At 69.2% G+C, this 19,497-nt stretch carries 17 protein-coding genes; 12 read left to right on the top strand and 5 right to left on the bottom strand.

Annotation, left to right across the window (positions count from 1 at the left end):
* The first annotated feature begins 11 nt into the window (after positions 1–11).
* Entirely contained in the window at positions 12–839 is an 828-nt protein-coding gene (locus IU452_RS01765) for an enoyl-CoA hydratase/isomerase family protein (RefSeq protein ID WP_195107078.1), read from the top strand.
* A gap of 94 nt (positions 840–933) precedes the next feature.
* Positions 934–2,166 (top strand): class I adenylate-forming enzyme family protein, encoded by a 1,233-nt coding sequence (locus tag IU452_RS01760; RefSeq protein ID WP_195107077.1) that lies wholly within the window; start codon positions 934–936, stop codon positions 2,164–2,166.
* Between the two features lie 7 nt (positions 2,167–2,173).
* On the opposite strand, the gene IU452_RS01755 is transcribed toward IU452_RS01760, so the two are convergent.
* A complete protein-coding gene (locus IU452_RS01755) occupies positions 2,174–2,917 on the bottom strand; it encodes a tyrosine-protein phosphatase (RefSeq protein ID WP_195107076.1) in 744 nt (247 codons plus the stop codon).
* A 399-nt stretch (positions 2,918–3,316) separates the two neighbouring features.
* On the opposite strand from IU452_RS01755, the gene IU452_RS01750 reads away from it, so the two are divergent.
* From IU452_RS01750 to IU452_RS01740, 3 genes are read left to right on the top strand one after another with little or no spacing between them, the layout of a single operon-like run.
* The gene (locus IU452_RS01750; RefSeq protein WP_195107075.1) at positions 3,317–3,796 is read left to right on the top strand and encodes a TetR family transcriptional regulator; all 480 of its coding nucleotides are present in this window, start codon (positions 3,317–3,319) and stop codon (positions 3,794–3,796) included.
* A 42-nt stretch (positions 3,797–3,838) separates the two neighbouring features.
* Positions 3,839–5,017: an amino acid deaminase/aldolase gene (locus IU452_RS01745; RefSeq protein WP_416382259.1), complete on the top strand. Its 1,179-nt coding sequence runs from the start codon at positions 3,839–3,841 to the stop codon at positions 5,015–5,017.
* A 33-nt stretch (positions 5,018–5,050) separates the two neighbouring features.
* A complete protein-coding gene (locus tag IU452_RS01740) occupies positions 5,051–5,881 on the top strand; it encodes an AraC family transcriptional regulator (RefSeq protein WP_324192386.1) in 831 nt (276 codons plus the stop codon).
* Between the two features lie 65 nt (positions 5,882–5,946).
* On the opposite strand, the gene IU452_RS01735 is transcribed toward IU452_RS01740, so the two are convergent.
* On the bottom strand, positions 5,947–9,489 hold the full coding sequence (locus tag IU452_RS01735; RefSeq protein WP_195107073.1) for a bifunctional RecB family nuclease/DEAD/DEAH box helicase: 3,543 nt from the start codon (positions 9,487–9,489) through the stop codon (positions 5,947–5,949).
* Positions 9,490–9,712: 223 nt separating this feature from the next.
* Here IU452_RS01735 and IU452_RS01730 point away from each other — a divergent pair, with 223 nt between their 5' ends.
* From IU452_RS01730 to IU452_RS01710, 5 genes are read left to right on the top strand one after another with little or no spacing between them, the layout of a single operon-like run.
* Positions 9,713–10,381 (top strand): alpha/beta hydrolase, encoded by a 669-nt coding sequence (locus tag IU452_RS01730; protein ID WP_195107072.1) that lies wholly within the window; start codon positions 9,713–9,715, stop codon positions 10,379–10,381.
* On the top strand, positions 10,347–10,757 hold the full coding sequence (locus tag IU452_RS01725; protein ID WP_195107071.1) for a hypothetical protein: 411 nt from the start codon (positions 10,347–10,349) through the stop codon (positions 10,755–10,757). Before IU452_RS01730 ends, IU452_RS01725 begins: the two co-directional genes overlap by 35 nt.
* On the top strand, positions 10,750–12,063 hold the full coding sequence (locus IU452_RS01720; RefSeq protein ID WP_195107070.1) for a PPE domain-containing protein: 1,314 nt from the start codon (positions 10,750–10,752) through the stop codon (positions 12,061–12,063). The genes IU452_RS01725 and IU452_RS01720 overlap by 8 nt, the downstream gene beginning before the upstream one ends.
* Before the next feature lie 30 nt (positions 12,064–12,093).
* The gene (locus tag IU452_RS01715; protein ID WP_195107069.1) at positions 12,094–12,852 is read left to right on the top strand and encodes an ESX secretion-associated protein EspG; all 759 of its coding nucleotides are present in this window, start codon (positions 12,094–12,096) and stop codon (positions 12,850–12,852) included.
* A gap of 49 nt (positions 12,853–12,901) precedes the next feature.
* Positions 12,902–13,435 (top strand): gamma carbonic anhydrase family protein, encoded by a 534-nt coding sequence (locus IU452_RS01710; protein ID WP_195107068.1) that lies wholly within the window; start codon positions 12,902–12,904, stop codon positions 13,433–13,435.
* A gap of 3 nt (positions 13,436–13,438) precedes the next feature.
* Here IU452_RS01710 and IU452_RS01705 read toward each other — a convergent pair whose 3' ends face one another.
* Positions 13,439–14,074, bottom strand: coding sequence for a phosphoribosyltransferase (locus IU452_RS01705; protein ID WP_195107067.1), 636 nt, complete (start codon positions 14,072–14,074; stop codon positions 13,439–13,441).
* Between the two features lie 98 nt (positions 14,075–14,172).
* Entirely contained in the window at positions 14,173–14,967 is a 795-nt protein-coding gene (locus IU452_RS01700) for a carbon-nitrogen hydrolase family protein (RefSeq protein WP_416382271.1), read from the bottom strand.
* Between the two features lie 289 nt (positions 14,968–15,256).
* Between IU452_RS01700 and IU452_RS01695 the strand changes: the two genes are divergently transcribed.
* The gene (locus IU452_RS01695; protein ID WP_195107065.1) at positions 15,257–17,026 is read left to right on the top strand and encodes a DEAD/DEAH box helicase; all 1,770 of its coding nucleotides are present in this window, start codon (positions 15,257–15,259) and stop codon (positions 17,024–17,026) included.
* Between the two features lie 123 nt (positions 17,027–17,149).
* A complete protein-coding gene (locus IU452_RS01690) occupies positions 17,150–18,163 on the top strand; it encodes an aldo/keto reductase (protein WP_195107064.1) in 1,014 nt (337 codons plus the stop codon).
* A gap of 432 nt (positions 18,164–18,595) precedes the next feature.
* Here the strand turns inward: IU452_RS01690 and IU452_RS01685 are convergent, their stop codons facing one another.
* On the bottom strand, positions 18,596–19,459 hold the full coding sequence (locus tag IU452_RS01685; RefSeq protein ID WP_195107063.1) for a hypothetical protein: 864 nt from the start codon (positions 19,457–19,459) through the stop codon (positions 18,596–18,598).
* Positions 19,460–19,497: the final 38 nt, after the last annotated feature.

Here is a 19,497-nt window from a genome sequence, read left to right as displayed (position 1 = left end):
AGATTCGGGCGATGAGCGATTCGAAAGATCCCGGCCGAAAGCATGCCGGGACAGATGGCGGGACCCGCACCGAGCGCATTTACACGGAGAAGGGGGCGCAGCTGGCCGTTATCACCATCGACAATCCGCCGCTGAATCTGTTCGACAAGGCGCTGATGGAGTCGCTGGCCGCCGATATCGCCGAGCTGACCGCCGACCCGCCGCGGGCGGTGCTGGTGCGGGCGGAGGGCAAGGTGGTGTCCGGCGGCGTGGATGTGCATATCTTCGACGGGCTTTCGGTGGACGAGGGCGCCGAGCTGTGGCGCACCCTGTTCGCGCGGACAGTGCATCCCCTGGAGGCGCTGCCCTGTCCGGTGATCTTCGCCGCCCACGGGCTGACCCTCACCGCCGCCTTCGAGATGGCCCTGGCCTGCGACATTCTGTTGGCCGGACCGAAGGCCACATTCGGTCTGGTGGAGAACGTGGTCGGGCTGACCCCGTCGATGGGTGGTCCGCAGCGGCTGGCCGAACGCGCCGGTTCCGGCCGGGCCCGCGAGCTGGTGATGACCGGCGACCTGTACGACGCGGCCACCCTGGCCGACTGGGGTGTGGTCAATGCCGTGCACGACGATGTCGATGCCGCGGCCCGCGCGCTGGCGGCCCGGCTCGCCGACGGTCCCACCCGTGCCCACGCGGCGACCAAGCAGATCGTGGCGGCCTGGCGTTCCGGCGGTGTGGCACAAGCGGATTCGGTGACGCCGCAGGTGTCCGGCGAACTGTTCGGCACCGAGGATCTGCGCGGCGGAGTCCGCAGCTTCCTCGAAGTGGGGCCCGGTAAGGCGACTTACACGGGGCGGTGACCGGGCGGACACGTTGGCCGCCTATCCGTCCACAGTTGTGAGCTGCGTCATATAGTCACAGGTGCCTGCCGGACCGAGGCACTCGGAGGAACGTATGTCGCATCTCGTCGAATACCCGCAGTCGGGGTACTGCCCAACGGGTTTCGCTCCTCTTGCCCGGGGTGTGGACGGCGTGCTGCGCTACGGCAACCTCAATCCGGCCCTCACCGAACTGCTCGATGTGCAGGTGCACGCCTTTTCCGGCCGCGAGGCGGTGGTGGAGATCGGCGGTCCGCGAATGACCTACCGGGAGCTGTGGCATTCGGCGTCGCGGATCGCGGGAGGCCTGCAGGAGCACGGTATCGGCTACGGCGACCGGGTCGCGGTGCACATGCCGGTGGGGGCGCGCTGGGTACAGGCGTTCCTCGGCGCGCTGCTGTCGGGTGCGGTGCCGGTGCTGGTGCACGACGGCCTGCCCGAGGAGGTTGCCGCGCAGGTGATCTCGGACAGCTGCGCCGATTTCGTGCTGGACGGTCGCTCGGACGAGATGCCCGACGCGGCCGCCTTCATCGACGACGGTGCATCGCTGTGCGAGTTGGCGCTGCTGTGCTACACCAGCGGCGCTGTCGCCCATGGTGATTCGCCCGGGCCCAAGGGGGTGGAGCTGACCAACGAGAATCTGCTCTCGGCGATTCGATCGGTGGTGGGCGCGCTCGACCTGCCCACCGACGGACTGCGCAATCTCGTGCTGCTGCCGTTGGCGCACGCCAGCGGGTGTGTGGACCAGGTGCTGCCGACGTTCGCGGTGGGCGGGACGGTGGTCCTCGCGCCGGATCCCACGCTGATCGCGGAAACCATTGTGGCCGAACGGATCGATATGGTCTCGGCGACGCCGCGCATCTTCGCCGGGCTGCTCCCGGAACTGGCCGGGCTGCGCGCGGAGGGGGTGCGGCAGGTGTGCAGCGCCGGACATCGCACAGAACTGGCCACCCTGGACCGGGGCACCTGCGAGGTGGTGGGGGCCGCGCTGCGCGAGGTGTTCCCCCTGGCCCGGCAGTGGTCGGTCTGGGGTGCCACCGAGACCAGCGGTATCGGTCTGGCCCTGCCCGACTGCGGGGCGGCACCCGCCCGAGATCTGCTCGGATTCCCCTTCGGCGGAACCGAATTGGCGCTGTGGGGTCCGCGCGCCGACGCCGGACACGGCGAATTGCTGTGCCGGGGGCCCAATGTCACCCGCCGCTACTGGAACGATCCGCAAACCACCGAATCCTGCTTCACCGGAACGTGGTTCCACACCGGTAACCAGGTCGACATCGACGAGGACGGCCTGGTCCACCGGGCCGAGTAGGCTCCCCTCACTCCAGGAGGCGGTCGTGGAGGCGGGTGCGCAAGGGGTCGGTGAGGCCGATGGCGTCCAGATAGCCGTCGAGGTCGCCGTAGATCCTGTGCATCGACTCGGTGCCCGCGGCCAGGTAGTCCGGGCTGACGCCGAGCAGGTCCAGCGGCAGGGTCGCGCGGCCCTGGGAGTTGATCGAGACGTCCTCGCGCAGGGCGTCGATGGCGGCGTTGCTGAGCATGTAGTCGTCGAGCACCTCGGCCTCGGTGACGCCGACCGCGCGTAGCAGGGTCGCGATCGCCCAGCCGGTGCGATCCTTTCCCGCGGCGCAGTGCACCAGGACCGCGCCGTCGCCGCGCACCAGCGATTCGGCGATGGCGACCAGCGCCACACCCGCCTCCGGCATGGCCGGGAAGGATGCATACACCTGCAACATCTCCGCTCTGCCGTCGTCGTGCACCACCTCGTGCGGCGGTTTCTCGCCGATATGGGAGTCGAAGGGGGTGGGTTCGAGCCGCACCCCGGTCGGTAGCACGTCGGCGCCCAGGTAGTGGGTCTCACGCGGGCCGCGTAGATCGTGCACGGTGGCGACGCCGAGTTCGAGCAGCGTGGCGTGCCCGTCGGCGTCGAGCCGGCACAGATGTGCCGACCGCAGCAGCACTCCGCTACGCACCTTCGCGCCGGCGGCCGTACGCAGGCCGCCGACATCGCGGTAGTTGAATGTGCCGGAGATGAGCAGATGATCGGGTCGAGCGGAGGTCACAAATCCAGGCTAGGTGCGGGCCGGTATCGGCTGGGTGTCGTTCTCCGATCGAACAAGCGAAGCTCCGGCGGCATGTGTGTTCGGCCACAGAAACAAGCTTCGTGGGCCTCGAGCACCGTAAAGTTTTCCTGATCGGACGATGCCGGGTCGCGCGATGGGCGAGGCGGACTCCCGGGTCTCCGTTCGATCGCGCAGGGGTACCAGACGGGTAACAAAACATTCCTTCTGTCCAGAAACACCCAGTCAACCTGGTCGCGATCCCCGAAAAACCTCTAACATTGGTGAACGTTGACGGGTCGACCGAGTAGACGCTCGGTGCGATCAGTGGAGATCTGCAACCCGTTGTGCGAGCCGCGCGTGCGAGGGTGCGCGAGTTCTTTCGCCCGAGGGAGTCGTTCGTTGAGCGCAAGTGGAGAAATAGTTCAGGTTCGGCCGCGACCCGCGGTCGAGCAGGCCGTGGAGCAGGCAGCCGCCGGACTCGACTACAGCGGGACGCGCGCGCTGCGGGTGCTGCTGCACGCCGGCGTGAGTGCTCTGTGGCCCGCGATCAAGGCGGCGCCGGAGAAGCAGGTCCGGTCCTACGAATCGACGATCGCGGCCTTGCGCCGGCGCTGGGACAGCGGTGGTGAGTGTTCGCCCGATGCGACCGTGGCGGCGTTGTTCCGCGATATGGATGCCGAGGTCGCGGCCTTCCTGCAGCTGTGTGCGGACCGCTCGCAGACCGAATGGCTGGAGCCGGTCGAGGCGGTCGCGGCCTACTCCGTGGCCGTGATGCAGGGCACGGTGCTGCGCTGGCTGGCCGACTGTGACGACGAGACGACCCTGGTGGTGCTGGACGACCTGGTATCGAGCCTGTCCACGAAGGCGGCCGATCTCTGATAGACCTGGACGATTGACCAGTTTCGTGGTTCAGTGGAGGTTGTGACAGAAGCGTCGCAGATCACCGGATTGCACGCGGCCACCGCCGACCTGGATCCGCCGCTGGCCGCGCTGGATCTGGGCGCGTTGCGCGCGAATGCCGCCGACCTGGTCCGGCGGGCGCGCGGGGTGCCGATCCGGGTCGCGAGCAAGTCGGTGCGATGCCGGACGGTGCTCGAGGAGGTGCTGGGGTCGGACCTCACCGCCTCCGGAGGATTCGCGGGCATCATGTCCTATTCCTTGCCCGAGGCGATCTGGCTGGCTCGCCAGGGCGCCCGTGACATTCTGCTGGGCTATCCGAGCGTGCATCGAGCCGCGCTGGCCGAACTCGGCGAGGACGAGACGCTGCGCGAGGCCATCACCCTGATGGTCGACGATCCGGCGCAGTTGGATCTGATCAAGACCGCGGTCGGTGGCGATCGGGCGCGGCCGCGGGTGTGTCTGGATGTGGACGCCTCGCTGCGCATCGGGCCCGTGCACCTGGGGGTGCGCCGCTCGCCGATCCGCACGCCGGAGCAGGCGGCCGAATTGGCGCGTGCGGCCCAGCGGCGTGGATTCCGGGTGGTCGGCGTGATGACCTACGAGGCGCAGATCGCGGGGCTGCCCGACACGAATCCGGCTGTGCGGCTGGTGAAATGGGCCTCGGCAGCGGAGATCGGCAAGCGTCGGCGGCAGGTGCTGGACGCGGTGCGCTCGGTGGTGGGCGAACTCGAGATCGTCAACAGCGGCGGCAGTGGATCCATCGAGGTGAGCGTCTCCGATCCGGACGTCACCGAGGTGACCGCCGGGTCGGGTCTGTACGTGCCGACGCTGTTCGACGGGTACCGCAATTTCACCCCGCGCCCGGCGTTGTTCTTCGCGCTTCCGGTGCTGCGCCGACCGGCTCGTGGGATCGCCACGGTCTTCGCGGGCGGCTACATCGCCTCCGGGCCTGCGGGGAAGTCGCGCGTGCCGAAGCCGGTGTGGCCCAGCGGTTTACGGCTCATCGGTACCGAGGGTGCGGGTGAGGTGCAGACGCCGCTGACCGGCGCCGAGGAGCTGAAGATCGGCGACCGGGTCTGGTTCCGCCACGCCAAGGCGGGCGAGCTGTGTGAACGCTTCGACGCCCTGCAGATCGTCGAGACCGACGGCACCCGCACCACCGTCCCCACGTACCGCGGCGAAGGCAAGAACTTCGGCTGAGGTCGCCGAACGCTGGTGCGCGAGACTGGAGGGGTGAAGCCACGGGAATGGGTGGACTATCGGCGGATGCCGGATCGTCCGGTGGAGGCCATGCACGCTCACTTCGACCGGCACGTCTACCACCTGCACAGTCACGAGGCGTACTCGTTCGGATACACCGAATTCGGCGCCCAGGCATTCGGTTGTCGCGGCGGCTCGCACACCAGTGCGGCAGGGATGCTCATGGCGTTCAATCCGGATGAGCCGCACGACGGCCGCAGCGGGCACGAGGACGGTTTCACCTATCGCATCGTCCACATCGGGCCGGAGTTGGTGGCCGAACTGCTGCACGACCGGACCGGGCGGCCGACCGGCTTGCCGCTGTTTCCCGACCCGGTGCTCTACGACCCGCCGCTGGCGGCCGCGCTGAACCGGCTCTACCACTCCCTCGACGGCCCGGCGACGACCCTGGCCCGCGACGAGGCGCTGACCACGACGCTGGCGGCCATGATCAACCGGGGCGCGCGAAGCACTCCCCGCGAGACCGCAACCGTGCGCCCCCGCGACGGCGCCGCCGCCGAACTGGCCCAGCGCGCCCACGCCATTCTGCGGGAACGCTATCTCGACGATCTGTCCAGCGCCGAGCTGGCCGAGGCCGTGTGCTGCAACAGATTCACCCTCTACCGCGCCTTCCGTGCCCGCTACGGCCTGGCCCCCAGCGATTTCCAACGCCAGCTCCGCCTCCGCGCCGCCCGCCGCCTACTCGCCGAGGGCCGCCCCCTCGCCCAGGCAGCCACCGACTCCGGCTTCGCCGACCAGGCCCACCTCACCCGCTGGTTCCGCCGCTGCTACGGCATAACCCCCCGCGTCTACCGCACCGCCTGACCTGGCCTGCGGCCGGGTATCGGGGCTGGTAGGGCGGGTATTGGGCTGGTAGGCCGCGTACCGGGTTATGGGGTGGAGAGTTCGAGGAAGGCGGCCAGGTCGGAGAGGTGGGCGGGGGTTTGGGGGAGGTATTCGGTGAGGAGGGTGGAGTGGATGATCAGGGCCGTCCACATGGCGCGGGAGACGGCGGTGGTCAGCCAGTGGCAGGACAAAGGGGTGTCGAGGCCGTCGGGGGTGTCGGCGGGGGAGGAGGTGGCGAGGGAGACCAGGACGACGGCGGCCTCGCGGCCCTGGTGGCGTTCGGCCGTGCCGACCACCACGTCCTCGATCCGGGCGCGGGACAACAGGGTTCGGATGCGTGCCACCTGGGCGTGATAGGGGGTCACCACGAGGATGTCGTGCGGATGCAGTCGTCGCGTCACCGCGCCCTGGCGCCATGTCAGGCCCAGCAGGGCCCGGACCTGGCGCACGATCTCGCGGGCCTCTTCCGCCGATTCGGTCGCGTTGCCGTGATGTTCGACCGGCACCATCCGGACACCGGGCGGAATATCCTCCAAATCTCTTGCCAGGGTGACGGTTTCGTTCGAGCGTAAGCGGTTGCCGTACCGTAGTCGCGACACCGGCCCGCACAGCTGCGGATGCATCCGCCAGGTGCGGTCCAGGAAGTAGCCGAATTCCGCAGGCAGCGTCGGGTTCTCGCCGACCAGCCGGCCCAGTGCCGATTCGTGGACCGGCTCCGGATGCACCCCGTGCGTGGGCAGCGGCGCGGGATCGCCGAGCAGCAGCAGGTTCCGCGCACTACCGGCCACCGCGATCGCGTCGGCGAGCGGGAAGTGCCCGGAATCGGGGATCACCAGCAGGTCCAGACTGTCCGGGGGAATACGTTCGGCATCGGCGAAATCGGTGGGCAGCCCGCCGATCACACAGCCGTTGACCGCATTGTCGAGAAACCGCGGATAGCGCGCCGGATCGATCACCAGCCACTCCGGCGCCACCGCATGCGCATCGGATTTCGCCACCAGTTCGGGCAGCACTCCGGCGCGCACCAGCGCGTCCAGGACCTCTTCGACCGCCGAATGCGACTGCGCCACAACGCCGACCCGCCACTTGTAGCGGGTGACGAGGCGCTCGATCACGCGGGCACCGGTATCGGTCTTACCGGTGCCCGGCGGCCCCTGCACGGCAACGTAGGAGTCGTCGAGTTCGAGCACGGCGGCCGTCACGGCGGCGGCATGGTCGCCGAACACCTCGGGCAGCGCGGCGCCGGAGCGCAGCCGCGGCGGGCGGCGGCACAGCAGATCGAATGCCGCCGTCAGGGGGATCTCGGGCAGGTTCACCAGGAGCTGGTGTGCGATGAAGTCGAGTGCGGCGGCGATGTTTTCATCGCGACCCGGCGGTCGCGGCACGATCGCCACGGGGAGGTCGTCATAGGGAGCGCAGCCCTCGGGCAACAGTTCCTCGACGCGGACGACGTCGTCGAAGTTGTCGTCCAGCGCGCAACCGAGGATGGTCGCGGAGGCGACCGCTCGCCGACCCGGCGCGGTGGTCATGCCCGCGACCGGCCGGTCGTAGAGGGTGAGCACGGGCGTGCCGGGCGGAGGTGCGCTCCCGGTGCCGAGGCGCCCGGTCAGCTTCAGGTAGCGGCGCATCGGACGCTGGCCGGTGCTGTGCCACTTGGTGTCCACGCTGCCCCAGTCGGCGACCAGAACGCCGGGAGTGTCGGCCCATTCGGCGATCGGGCGGTGCAGGCGGTCGGCATGCGCCCAGTGCAGGGGCTGCCGCTCCCGCCGGTGGTATCCGAGCACGGCCGCCATCAGCGCCGCGGTCTCCTGGGCGGAAGTGCGCTCCTCCTCGGCCTCGAAGGCGAATTCCCGCAGCGCGGCTTCCACCGCCGACGGCGATTCCGGCACTGTCTCGCGCGGTGCCGGGGCCGGGCGGATGCCGTGTTCGGCGGCCAGTGCCCGCAGCCGATCCCGCAGGCGCAGGGTGTGCGCACAGTCGGATTCCAGGTCGTCCCCGGCGGATTGCGCGCCCGGATTCAATGCCGGGCTCACCGCCGACAGCTCATAGGACCGCTCTCCGATCAGCAGCGCGGCCCGCACCATCGGATACAGATCCAGCAGCGCACCCAGCAGATCGTCGGCGATCTCCTCGTCCACGCCGCAGCGTGCGCACAACTCGGCCAGCAACTCGCGCGCACTCGACCGATAGTGGTAGATCCGCAGCTCGTGATGGCGTTCCTGCCGGTCGGCGAGGAATTCCAGCAGGGCGGCCGGATCATGGCGAATATCGAAGGCGTGGAACAGGATCGCGGGCTCCTCGCCGCCACCCTCCGGAGTCCGCGCCGGGGCGACCCCTACACCGACCACGGCGGCGGGCGCGCCCTCGATCGCGAGAAAGACGTCGCCGGGTGAGGCCACCGGCAGCGCACTCAGGGCGGCCGCGTTGGTGACCATCAGGACCGGCTCACCGGTGCGTTCACGCTGCAACTGCAGTTCGGCTTGGCGGCGCAACACCGAAAACGTCTGTGCCGCAACGCCGGTCACGGCGGCATCGGCCTTCGCGAGCCGGTCCACGGTCGTGATACCGGCGTCGCGCAGTTGTGCCCGCACCCCGGGCCGCATGCCCGCCACGAGCAGCAGATCGCGGCCCGCGACCAATTCGGCCGTGCAGGTCGGGCAGTGCCCGCAGGCGAGGTAGCGGCGATCGCCCCACTGCACCGGCAGCAGTTCGTCCTGTTTGGCCTCGAGGATCGCCCGCACCCGTCGTCGGCGCGCGTCCTGCACGATCATGGCGTCGGCCAGCTCGTAGCTGATTTCCGAGCCGTCGTCCGCGCGCAGTCGGACCTGTGGGTGAATGCGAAAACCATTGCTCTGCAACGCGTCCGCGCAGGCCGCCGATTCGATGAGGCCGGTGACCGGTACGTGAGTGGTTGTCGCGCAGAGCTGATAGGTCGGGGTCACGGACCCTTGCGGAAGCGGCTCGGGCGTGCCGACTCCCGCAGTGTCTGCGCCGGTTGTGACGAGCATCGACCCGTCGGCTGTTCGCGCCGCGGTCCACATTCCGGCATGGTCGCCGACCGCCGTGCCGACGGCATCACCATCGATGATCTGCTCCGACGAGTCCGCAGCGGTTTCGGCATGCACAGGCGCCGCGGCATCCGGCGCGGCGCTGCTCCCCTCGTCGCCCACCTCGGAGCTTGCACTCGGCGCTGCCGACTCGAGCGCCCGGCCGATCCGATCCGTGCGCACGAGTGCGGTACACCACGCGGCGAAGGCGCCATCGAAAAAAGTGGCTCCCGCAATGACATCCGCACCCTCCCGAAGCGCGGCCTGCGTCTGCTCGTGGGCGCGGGTGAGGGCCGCCACGATCTCGGCCGGATCCGGCGATTCGGGACGATCAATACAGACGACCCCATCCCCGAACCGATCTCGCAAGTCGTCCAGGGCCGCCGCGGAGATCGCGGGCACGGTGAGGGACGAGGGGTCGGCCACCGGGGCCACGAGTCCGAGTTCGGCGTCGAGCGCGCGCAGCAGCGCGAACTCGCAGCGCGCCGCCTCCACCAGGTCACCGGTGCTGCACACGACACGATCACCGAACAGAATCAATCGCGGCCCTCCTGTGTCTCGGACACCCGCACCCGGCCGCGCATCCTTGCATGCCGAGTCGCGCAACAGCGTAATCAGTGGAGTTAGCTGGGCGCGGTGTGAGGGGGGCGTGTCGTGCACGGGTACGTGGGCGGATCGCAATCGGTGAGAACGCAGGAAGCCGGACCCGTCTCCCCGCGAACCCGGGCTCGACCCGACCTACCTGCGGTGAAAGGATTGCGGGATGCCGTTTTTCGAGGGCGCACGGGGACGCATGCACTATCGGCGCTGGACTGTCGAATCCCCGCGGGCGATCGTGGAACTGCTGCCCGGCTCCGGTCAACACAGCGGGCACTATCATCGCTTCGCCCGGGCACTGGCCACCCGGGACGTCGAAACGTGGGGCCTGGACATCCCGGGCCAGGGTCTGAGCGAAGGCGATCCACGGTCGCCCGGCACAGTCGAGGACGTGGCGGCCCAGGCGCGGGCATTGGCGGAACTGATGCGCGCGGCACATCCGAGTCTGCCGCTGATCGTTGTCGGCCATTCGCTCGGCGCGGCGACGGCCCTGTCTGCGCGGCTCGACTGTGCCGGTCTCGTCCTCACCGGCACGCCCGCTCGTGCCCTTGCCGCCGCGCCCGAACTGCCGGTGTTGGCGCTGCACGGTGTCGACGATCGTCGTGCGCCGATTGATGCCGTAAGACAATGGACGAGCCGGCACGAGTCGGTAGGGTTGCGCGAGTATGCCGATGCCGGGCACGATCTCCTGCACGAGCCGGTGCATGCACAGGTCACGGCCGACATCGCGGAGTGGATCGACGGCGTCGTCGCCGAACCGGCACGGCGTTCAGTGAGCCGAGCACGAGAAAGGGGGACCGGTGCAGTCACAGGAGAACGGGAATCTGCGCAGTGACGTTGCGGCCCTGACGCAAGCGGTCCAGGACGGCGAGTTGTGGATCGATGGCGTCGTGGTCGCCGACGGCACCCACGAGCGCTGCGCGCGTCGCTACGAGCTACTCGCCGATCAGGTCGAACAGCAGATCGGTACGTTGCGTGCCGCCGGATCGCTGCCGGGTTTCGGCGGTTTCGAATCCGGCAATTCGCTGCGCCGCGGTTTCGAGGGTAAGGCGACCGACGCGGTGGAACGGCTTCAGGAGTACGCCGACGCGGCCCGGCAGCTGGCGCAGGCGCTGCGCGCGGCGGCCGCGTCCTACGAACAGCAGGACGCCGATGTCGCCGCGGCGATCGGCCGAATGGCCTCGGAGACGGTGGGGGTGGGGCATGCATAGGGTGGGCGGCGGGTCGAAGTCCGGCCCGGCGCAGACCGATCCGGACTATGCGCCCAACTGCGAGGTCTTCGACCATCTGGACTACGGCGAAATCTATCGCGGTGTGTCGCAATTGAATCCGGAAGTGATCTCGGCCGGTCGGCAGGCCTGGCAGAGTTCGGCGACGGCGGTGGCCGATGCCGTGCAGCAGGCCCATGCCGAAATTCGAGGCGCCATGGCCGACGGATGGCGGGGCAATGCCGCGGCGATGGCGGCCGGTGCGATGCAGGCGTTCGAAGAGCTGGGACAGCATTTGTCCGAGGTGATGTCGGTGGTGGGGCATCGGCTCGGACAGGCCAACGATGCGGCGGAGGCACTGCGGACGGCGCTGGCCGAGCCGCTGGCGATGGAGCCGGATCTGGAGGGGGCGCTGCTCGATCCCAGGCGGGCCGCGGCCAATGTCGAGTTGCAGAAGGCCGCCGAGGGCATGCGTTCGGACGCGGTGCGGGTGATGAACTCGATCTATGCCGGGAACTTCCTGCCGACCGGCAACAATGTGCCCGCCTTTCACGACAGCGGGATGTACCGGAATCCGGTGGTGGTAGAGGGGAGTCCGGATCCCACCGCACCGGGTGGAGGGTCGGCCGATGTGATGCGGCCCGGGGCGGTAGTCGTGCCCGATGCGGCGCCGGATGCCGGGCAGGACGAATCGATGCGTCCTGCGACGACTCCGCAGGAGGCCGGTGCGGACGATGCCGGTTCCGGACAACCGGCCGCGCCCGTTCCGGCCGATGCACCGGCCGCGACCACCGCACCTGCTGCCGCGGTGACGGGCCCGGCAGCTGTGGCGGGTACGGTGCCCGCCCCTGCGCCGACTGCCGATCATGCGGCGGTTCCGGGGCCGAGTGTGGCCGGGTCGAATATCGTTGCGCCGCAATCTGGTCGGGTTTCCGTGGGTACGGGCCCGGTAGCCACTGCCGCCATGCGCACGCAGAGCGCTTCGGCCGGTGACGGCGACGGGCAGCGTAAACGTGAGGAGCCGAAGGATCGGCGCGATCATGCCGCCGACACGGTCAGCGGGATGGGTGCCGGAGTCGTGGGCGGTCTGGCGGGCGGGGCGTTCGCGGCGGCCAGCGACACCACTCGGCCGCCTACGGCAAAGCCTGTGGCGCCCAAGCGCTCTCATGAATTCGACGAGGACGACGAGTACTACCCGGACCTCGACGAGCCGACCTTCCTGGAACCTGCCGAACCCGGCGGCGACCTGGTAGGCCGGATGGATCCCACGACACCGCCCGTGCTGGGCGAATGGGTCGAGGATGACTGATCCCGCGACGACCGAGGCAGGCCGCCGACGGTGAGATGGACCCTCACCCCCGACCAGTTCGCGCTGGCCTGGGAGCGGACCGATGGTGACCGGATTCCGTATCCCCTCGCCGTGCGGCTGACGGCCCGCACCAGCGACGAGCGTGCCGCGCAGCTGCCGGACCTCAACGAATGGTGTTCGCGGACACTCGATCCCGACCTGGAGTCAGCCCTGCGCGTACTGGCCCGGCCGACGATCCGGGTGGAGGTGTTCGGCGAGCACGGGCCTCGTGCGGAGGTCCGCCCGGTGCGGGTGCTGGGCGCCTGCGCCGGGCATGTCACCGTGGTCGCGGCGCAGCGCGCCGGATCCGGACCCGACCGTGGCGCCGAGGTTCGGTTATTCGTCGGCAACTCGAAAAGCTTTGCGGCGCGTATTGTTTCGGTGTTGCCGGAGAACGGCCCCGGCAGTATGGCCCGGCACACCGCTCCGCTGGATCGGGTGCGCGAGGACAGCCGCGATCTGGTGACCGTGCCGGTGTCGGGACCGTCGGTTCCCGCCCGGATGCGCCGATTGCTGAAACAGCCACGCGACGGCATCGGCCAGATCGTCGTCTCCGCTCGGCGCGCCGACGACACCGTGCGCCCGCTCGCCGTCCTGTGCTGGATCGACATCGCAGGCGACGGCCGCTACACCGTCCGCACCCGCACCGAAGTCGACATAGTCCCCGTCACCGCCGAAGCCTTCACCGCCCAACTCCGCCCCCTGATCACCGCGGCCGAACGTTTGGTCTCCGACACCGATCATTGGTAACGCGCAGGATCTTGTGGACTCCTGGAAGCAGGGGACTTAAGTTGAGCGGGTGCCATTGTTCGAATTCGAAGGTAAGCGGCCGCAGGTCGATTCCACGGCGTTTATCGCGCCGACCGCGACCCTGATCGGGGATGTGCGTGTCGAGGCGGGGGCATCGGTGTGGTACGGGGCGGTGCTGCGGGTGGATCTGGCGCCGATCATCGTGCGCGAGCGGGCCAATGTGCAGGACAACGCCGTGGTGCACACCGCCGAAGGGGTGACGGTCGATATCGGTCCAGGCGCCACCATTGCACACAGCGTGGTGCTGCACGGTGCCGTCGTCGGCGCGGAAACCATTGTGGGCAACGGCAGTACGGTGCTCGACCAGGCGCGCATCGGGGCCCGCACCATGATCGCGGCCCACTCGCTGGTCCAACCAGGCACCGAAATCCCCGACGGTGTGCTCGCCGCCGGTTCCCCGGCGACGGTCAAACGGGCCATCGAGCCGGGCACCCCCGCCGAAGGCTGGATCAAGATAAATCCCGGTTACTACGCCGAACTGGCCCGACGCCATCGCAAGGGAATCACGCCGATCGACGACTGACGGTCACTGATCCGGCGGAGCCAGGAGGTCCATCACCTCGTCGTCGCTGAGTTGATGGAAGTCGCGATAGGCGCCGCCGACGCCGCCGAGCACCCGCGGAACGAACGGGCACACCGTCTCGTCGGCCAGGGCGTCGACGCGGCGCAGCGCCTCGATCGAGGACACCGGCACCGCCACGGTGATGCGGCGCGGTTCGTGCAGGCGCGCGATCTCACAGGCCACCGCCACCGTCGCGCCCGTTGCCATCCCGTCGTCGACGATCACCACCGTGCGGTCCTTCAACGGAACCGGCGGCACCCGCGCCCGCAGAAGCCGTTGCCGCCGTTCCAGTTCCGCCTGTTCGGCCGCTTCGATCTCCGAGATCTGGTCGGGCCGTACGCCGGTGTGGCGCACCACGTCGTCGTTGAGTACCCGCACCCCGCCCTCACCGATCGCGCCCATCGCCAGCTCCGGCTGCCACGGCACGCCGAGCTTGCGTACCAGCAGCACATCGAGATCCCCGCCGATCTTCGACCGCACCGCCGCCGCCACCGGCACCCCGCCGCGCGGCAGTCCCAGCACCAGCGGGTCCGACGCCCGCAGGTGGTCCAGGGACCCACCCAGCGCGCGACCGGCGGCGACCCGATCGGGATAGATCATTGTATTGTCAACGCTACGCTTGCTCGAGGATGCGCGGATGCTATTGCCCTGCATACAGGGATAGCCGCCCGGCCGTCCGCGCAAACTCCATGCGCGAGCTATTCGGCGGCGATGGTGAACCGGCGCAGCGCCAGGCTCGGATTGGTGGTGCGGACCTGGTCCAGCTGGTCCAGATCGATGCGGGCGGTGGCGATGCCCGGCGCCTCACCGAGTTCCGCGAGCACGGTGCCCATCGGATCGACGATCATCGAAGCCCCGGCGCCCCGCGGAGCGGACTGATCGGCGGCGGCGACGTACATCGTGTTCTCGATGGCCCGCGCCCGCAGCAGCGTCGTCCACTGATCCACCTTCGCCGGACCCGGAATCCATTGCGCCGGAAGCGCCAGCACGTGCGCCCCCGCGGCGGCCACCCGCCGACATCCCTCCGGGAAGCGCAGGTCGAAGCAGGTCTGCAGGCCGAAGACGACCCCGTCGACGGCGAACGTCGCCGGATCGGTGATCTCGCCGGGCAGCACCACATCCGATTCGCGGTGGCCGAACGCGTCGTAGGTGTGCACCTTGCGATATACCGCCACGAACTCCGCATCCGGCCCCGCGGCGACGAGGGTGTTGTAGATCCGGTCGGGTGCGACGCCGCCGGGCGCCTCCACCACGCCCGCCACCAGATGCACGCCGAATTCGGCCGCCAGCCCGCGCAATCCGGTGACGAACGGCCCGGTGATCGGCTCGGCCGCCTCGATCACGCGCCGATCCAGGCGGGTCACCGCGAACATCGAGTATTCCGGCGCCACCACCACGCGCGCGCCGTGTTCGGCGGCCGCGCGCACCTGCTCGCGCAGCATCGCCAGATTCGCGTCCTTGTCGGTGTAGGGGCCGAACTGCACGACGGCCACATCGACCGCGCGGGTCGCCGCCGGGGTGGGTTCGGGACTCGGCGCCGCCGCCTCGACCCCGGCCGGTCCGGTGGGTGCCGGGCGGCTCGCATCCGATGTGGCCGAGTAGTTGACCACCACCGACGGCGCGGTGGATTCGCTGCCCGACGTGGTCGATACGGTGACCGCGGCCGGGCCGGTGTCAGGTGTTGAGACGGAATGCACGGGCGGCTGCTGGGGTTGCATACGTCTCACCGTATTGGGCCGATGGTCGGGGCGACCACTATAAGGCAGTAAACTGCTGGTCAATATGAGCACCTCACCGGTCGACAGCGTTTCCTACGACAGCGAGAGGGACGCCGCCGATCCGTCCTTCGCCGATCTCGGCATCGATGACCGCATTCTGGCGGCCATCGCCGACGTCGGCTACGAGTCACCCTCACCGATTCAGGCGGCCACGATTCCGCCGCTGTTGTCAGGCGCCGACGTCGTCGGCTTGGCGCAGACCGGTACCGGTAAGACCGCCGCTTTCGCCATCCCGATCCTCATGGGTCTGGAAGGTAAGGGAAAGGCGCCGCAGGCGCTGGTGCTGGCGCCCACGCGCGAATTGGCCATCCAGGTCGCCGAGGCGTTCGGCCGCTATTCCGCGCATCTGCCGGGCGTGCACGTGCTGCCCATCTACGGTGGCCAGAACTACGCGGTGCAGCTGTCCGGGCTGCGGCGCGGCGCGCAGGTCGTGGTCGGCACGCCGGGCCGGGTCATCGACCACCTCGAGCGCGGCACCCTGGACCTGTCGCAGCTGCGGTACCTGGTGCTCGACGAGGCCGACGAGATGCTCAAGATGGGGTTCCAGGAGGATGTCGAGCGCATTCTCGCCGACACCCCGTCCGATAAGCAGGTGGCGCTGTTCTCGGCGACCATGCCGGGCGCGATCCGCAAGATCTCCAAGCAGTATCTGAAGGATCCGGTCGAGATCACGGTCAAGACCAAGACCACGACCAACACCAACATCACCCAGCGCTATGTTCTGGTGTCGTATCAGCGCAAGCTCGACGCGCTGACCCGCATCCTCGAGGTGGAGTCCTTCGAGGCGATGATCATTTTCGTGCGCACCAAGCAGGCCACCGAGGAGTTGGCCGAGAAGTTGCGGGCGCGCGGGTATTCGGCGGCGGCCATCAACGGCGATATCGCGCAGAATCAGCGTGAGCGCACCATCGGGCAGCTCAAGGCCGGATCGCTGGACATTCTGGTCGCCACCGACGTGGCCGCGCGCGGCCTGGACGTGGACCGCATCTCGCACGTGGTCAACTACGACATTCCGCACGACACCGAGTCCTATGTGCACCGCATCGGCCGCACCGGCCGGGCCGGGCGCACCGGTGAGGCGCTGCTGTTCGTCGCACCGCGCGAACGCCGCCTGCTCGACGCCATCGAACGCGCCACCCGCCAGCCGCTGACCGAAATGCAGCTGCCGAGTGTGGACGATGTGAACGCGCAGCGGGTGGTGAAATTCCACGACGCCATCACCGAGAACCTCGCCTCGGACAAGCTGCCGCTGTTCCGCAAGCTGATCGAGGACTACGAGGCCGAGCACAACACCCCGCTGGCCGATATCGCCGCCGCGCTGGCCGTGGGCGCACACGACGGCGACAACTTCTTCATGGAGCCCGAGCCGGAGCCGGAAAGGCCGCGGCGGGACCGGGATTCGCGCAAATTCGACGACCGCGACCGGCGCCGCGAGCCGTCGCCGAACCGTGCCACCGGCGCGGAAATGGCGACCTATCGCATCGCCGTCGGTAAGCGCCATCGCGTGGTGCCGGGTGCGATCGTGGGCGCCATCGCCAACGAAGGCGGCCTGCGCCGCAGCGATTTCGGCCATATCAGCATCCGCCCCGACCACAGCCTGGTGGAACTGCCCGCCCATCTCCCCCAGGAGACGCTGGAAGCCTTGCGCCGCACCCGAATCAGCGGCGTGCTCATTCAACTCCAGCTCGACGCCGGCCCGCCCGGCCACCGCCCCATCGGCCGCGGCCACCGCCGCGACGGCAAGCGCCCGGACCGCCGCAAGCCGCGCTCCTGAATCGTCGAGTGCGCTTGACATCCTGAGCGCACGTCACAAGGCGTGGCGTGCGTGCCGGTCGGTTGCCTCGGCGGGCTCGAAGGTCGACGATGAACCTCTACCGTGTGCGGGAGAGGAACGTCGATGCGGTATCGGCTGCTGGGAAACACCGGGCTGCGGGTTTCCGAACTGTTCTTGGGCACAATGACGTTCGGTGAGCAGGGGGGTGTGGGCGCTCCGCTGCTGGAATGTCGCGAGATCCTGGACGCGTATGCGGATGCGGGTGGGAATGTCGTGGATACCGCGGTCAACTATCGCGGGGGAGCCAGTGAGGAGTTCCTCGGGGAGCTGCTCGACGGGCGGCGGGATCGCTTCGTGGTGGCGACCAAGTACACGGTGACGCGGGATCGCAGCGATCTCAATGCGGCGGGCAATCATCGCAAGAATTTGCGGCTGTCGCTGGAGACCAGTCTGCGGCGGCTGCGTACCGATTACATCGATCTGTACTGGGTGCACGTCTGGGACCGGCACACTCCGCTCGAGGAGACCATGCGTGCCCTCGACGATGTGGTGCGCTCGGGCAAGGTGCTGTATGTAGGCATTTCGGATGCGCCGGCGTGGGTGGTGGCGCGGGCGCAGACCCTCGCCGAGGAGCGGGGCCTGACGCCGTTCGCGGCCTTGCAGGTGCCCTACAGCCTGGTCAATCGCGATATCGAACGGGAACTGCTGCCCATGGCGGAGTCCCTGGGCATGAGTGTGGCGGCCTGGAGCCCATTGGGCGCAGGTGTGTTGTCGGGCAAGTACACCCGTGCCGAGGGGCCGGGGGAGCGGTGCCGATTGTCCCCGTCGTCGATCTGCCCCCAGGAACTGGCCGTCGCCCGCGTCGTCCAGCGCGTGGCGGGCGACCTGGGCTACACCCCCGCCCAGGTGGCCCTGGCCTGGACCCGCGCCCATTCACACGCCGTCCACCCCATCATCGGCGCCCGCACCCTCGACCAACTCCTCGACAACCTCGGCACCCTCGAGGTCTCCCTCCCCTCCGAAGCCATCGACCTCCTCGAATCCGCCACCGGTTTCCGCCCCGGCTTCCCCACCGAATTCCTCTCCGCCAACACCACATACGTCTTCGGCGACCAAGCGCCCCTCCTGGATCCCTGATCACCCGACGGCCTACGCCCGGCCGAACAGGTGCAATACGCCAAAAGCGGTGCGGCGCTTACCCGCCCACCTTCACAACGCCGCACCCATTGGTGCGTGTCGCACCAGCTATGGACGGCGCTGGAGTGTGCGATGCGCCAAGTGTTGCGGCACTTCCCGCCACGATCACTACGCCACATCCTTTGGTGCGTGTCGCACCAGCTATGGACGGCCCTGGGGTTTGCGATGCGCCAAAAATGGTGCGGCACTTACCCGGCAGTCGGCTGCCGGGGGCGGTTCGGCGCCGCTCTCGCCGCGGTGTTTCGTACTGCCTGTGCACGTTGGGTGCGAGGCGTGGGAAGTGGACACGGCGGGGAGGCGCATCGCACTCGTTGTGGCGCTTGGTACCTGCTATGGGCGTAGGGGTGTGAAGAGACGGAAGGGCGCGGAGTTCTAGTGCTCGGTGGGGGTGTCGTTGCCCGGGGCGATCAAGGTGTGGGTGGGTTCGGGGCTGGGGGTGGCCGCTACGGCGCCTGGGGCTACCGGGGGTTGGGAGGGGTGGTGGGGAGAGGCCGGGGCGTTGTCGCCGGGTGGGATGGCCTTGGGGTCGGTATGGGTTGTGCCGGGGGAGGTTTCGCCCGCGGGGGCGCCGTTGGGGGCGGGCGGGGCGGGTTGGGGGGTGTTGGGGTCGGCGGGGGCCGGGTCCTCGGCGACGGTGAACAGGCCGACCGTGGGGGTCATGACGCACAGCGAGGTGGGGTAGTTGACCGTGCCCCACATCGAGGCGACAACGGTGCCGGGGCCGGTTTCGACGGTCTTGGACAGGCCGGGCAGGTGGTAGTCGGTCTGGTCGTCGAGCGGGTTGATACCGCTGCGGCCGTTGCTCACGTTCAGCCAGGCGACCGTGAGGCCCGAGGCGATCGGGTAGCCCGACACCGCCGGGGTGGCCTGGAAGCGCAGCGTGCCGGGACCGCCCGCAATGCCGCGGTTGGGTCCGGATGCGCCGGAAACGCCCGCGGCCGCGGTCAAGGTGATGAAGTTGTCGCCGCAGCCGATGGTGGGCGCCTGATACGCGAACGGCGCGAACCCGCCCGCGATCTGATCGAGCTTCACGGCCGTGACCAGTTGCGCCGCCCTCGCCGCCGACATCGCCCCGGCCTGGGCGGCCGGATCCGGGCCCGCGGCAGCGGTGAGCTGATCGATCGCGTGATCGAGGGGTGACTTGGGCGGTTCGGCGGTGGCGCTGCCCAGCGTCGCCGTGCCGATTCCGAAGGCGGCCGCAGTCGCGGCCAGGCGCGCGATGGTCCTGCCGTTCACTCGTGGTGCTCCTTGTCGTGAACTCCTCGGCGGCCGGA

It is taken from the genome of Nocardia transvalensis, from assembly GCF_015477765.1.
Lineage (GTDB): Bacteria > Actinomycetota > Actinomycetes > Mycobacteriales > Mycobacteriaceae > Nocardia > Nocardia transvalensis_A.
The sequence above is the reverse complement of the archived record's forward strand: the minus strand, read 5'-3'. Positions and strand labels throughout refer to the sequence as shown.

Coding starts and splice junctions, on each gene's coding strand:
- IU452_RS01730 (WP_195107072.1), top strand. CDS start 9,713: ATGCCGTTTTTCGAGGGCGCACGGGGACGCATGCACTATCGGCGCTGG.
- IU452_RS01695 (WP_195107065.1), top strand. CDS start 15,257: ATGAGCACCTCACCGGTCGACAGCGTTTCCTACGACAGCGAGAGGGAC.
- IU452_RS01705 (WP_195107067.1), bottom strand. CDS start 14,074: ATGATCTATCCCGATCGGGTCGCCGCCGGTCGCGCGCTGGGTGGGTCC.
- IU452_RS01690 (WP_195107064.1), top strand. CDS start 17,150: ATGCGGTATCGGCTGCTGGGAAACACCGGGCTGCGGGTTTCCGAACTG.
- IU452_RS01720 (WP_195107070.1), top strand. CDS start 10,750: ATGCATAGGGTGGGCGGCGGGTCGAAGTCCGGCCCGGCGCAGACCGAT.
- IU452_RS01760 (WP_195107077.1), top strand. CDS start 934: ATGTCGCATCTCGTCGAATACCCGCAGTCGGGGTACTGCCCAACGGGT.
- IU452_RS01765 (WP_195107078.1), top strand. CDS start 12: ATGAGCGATTCGAAAGATCCCGGCCGAAAGCATGCCGGGACAGATGGC.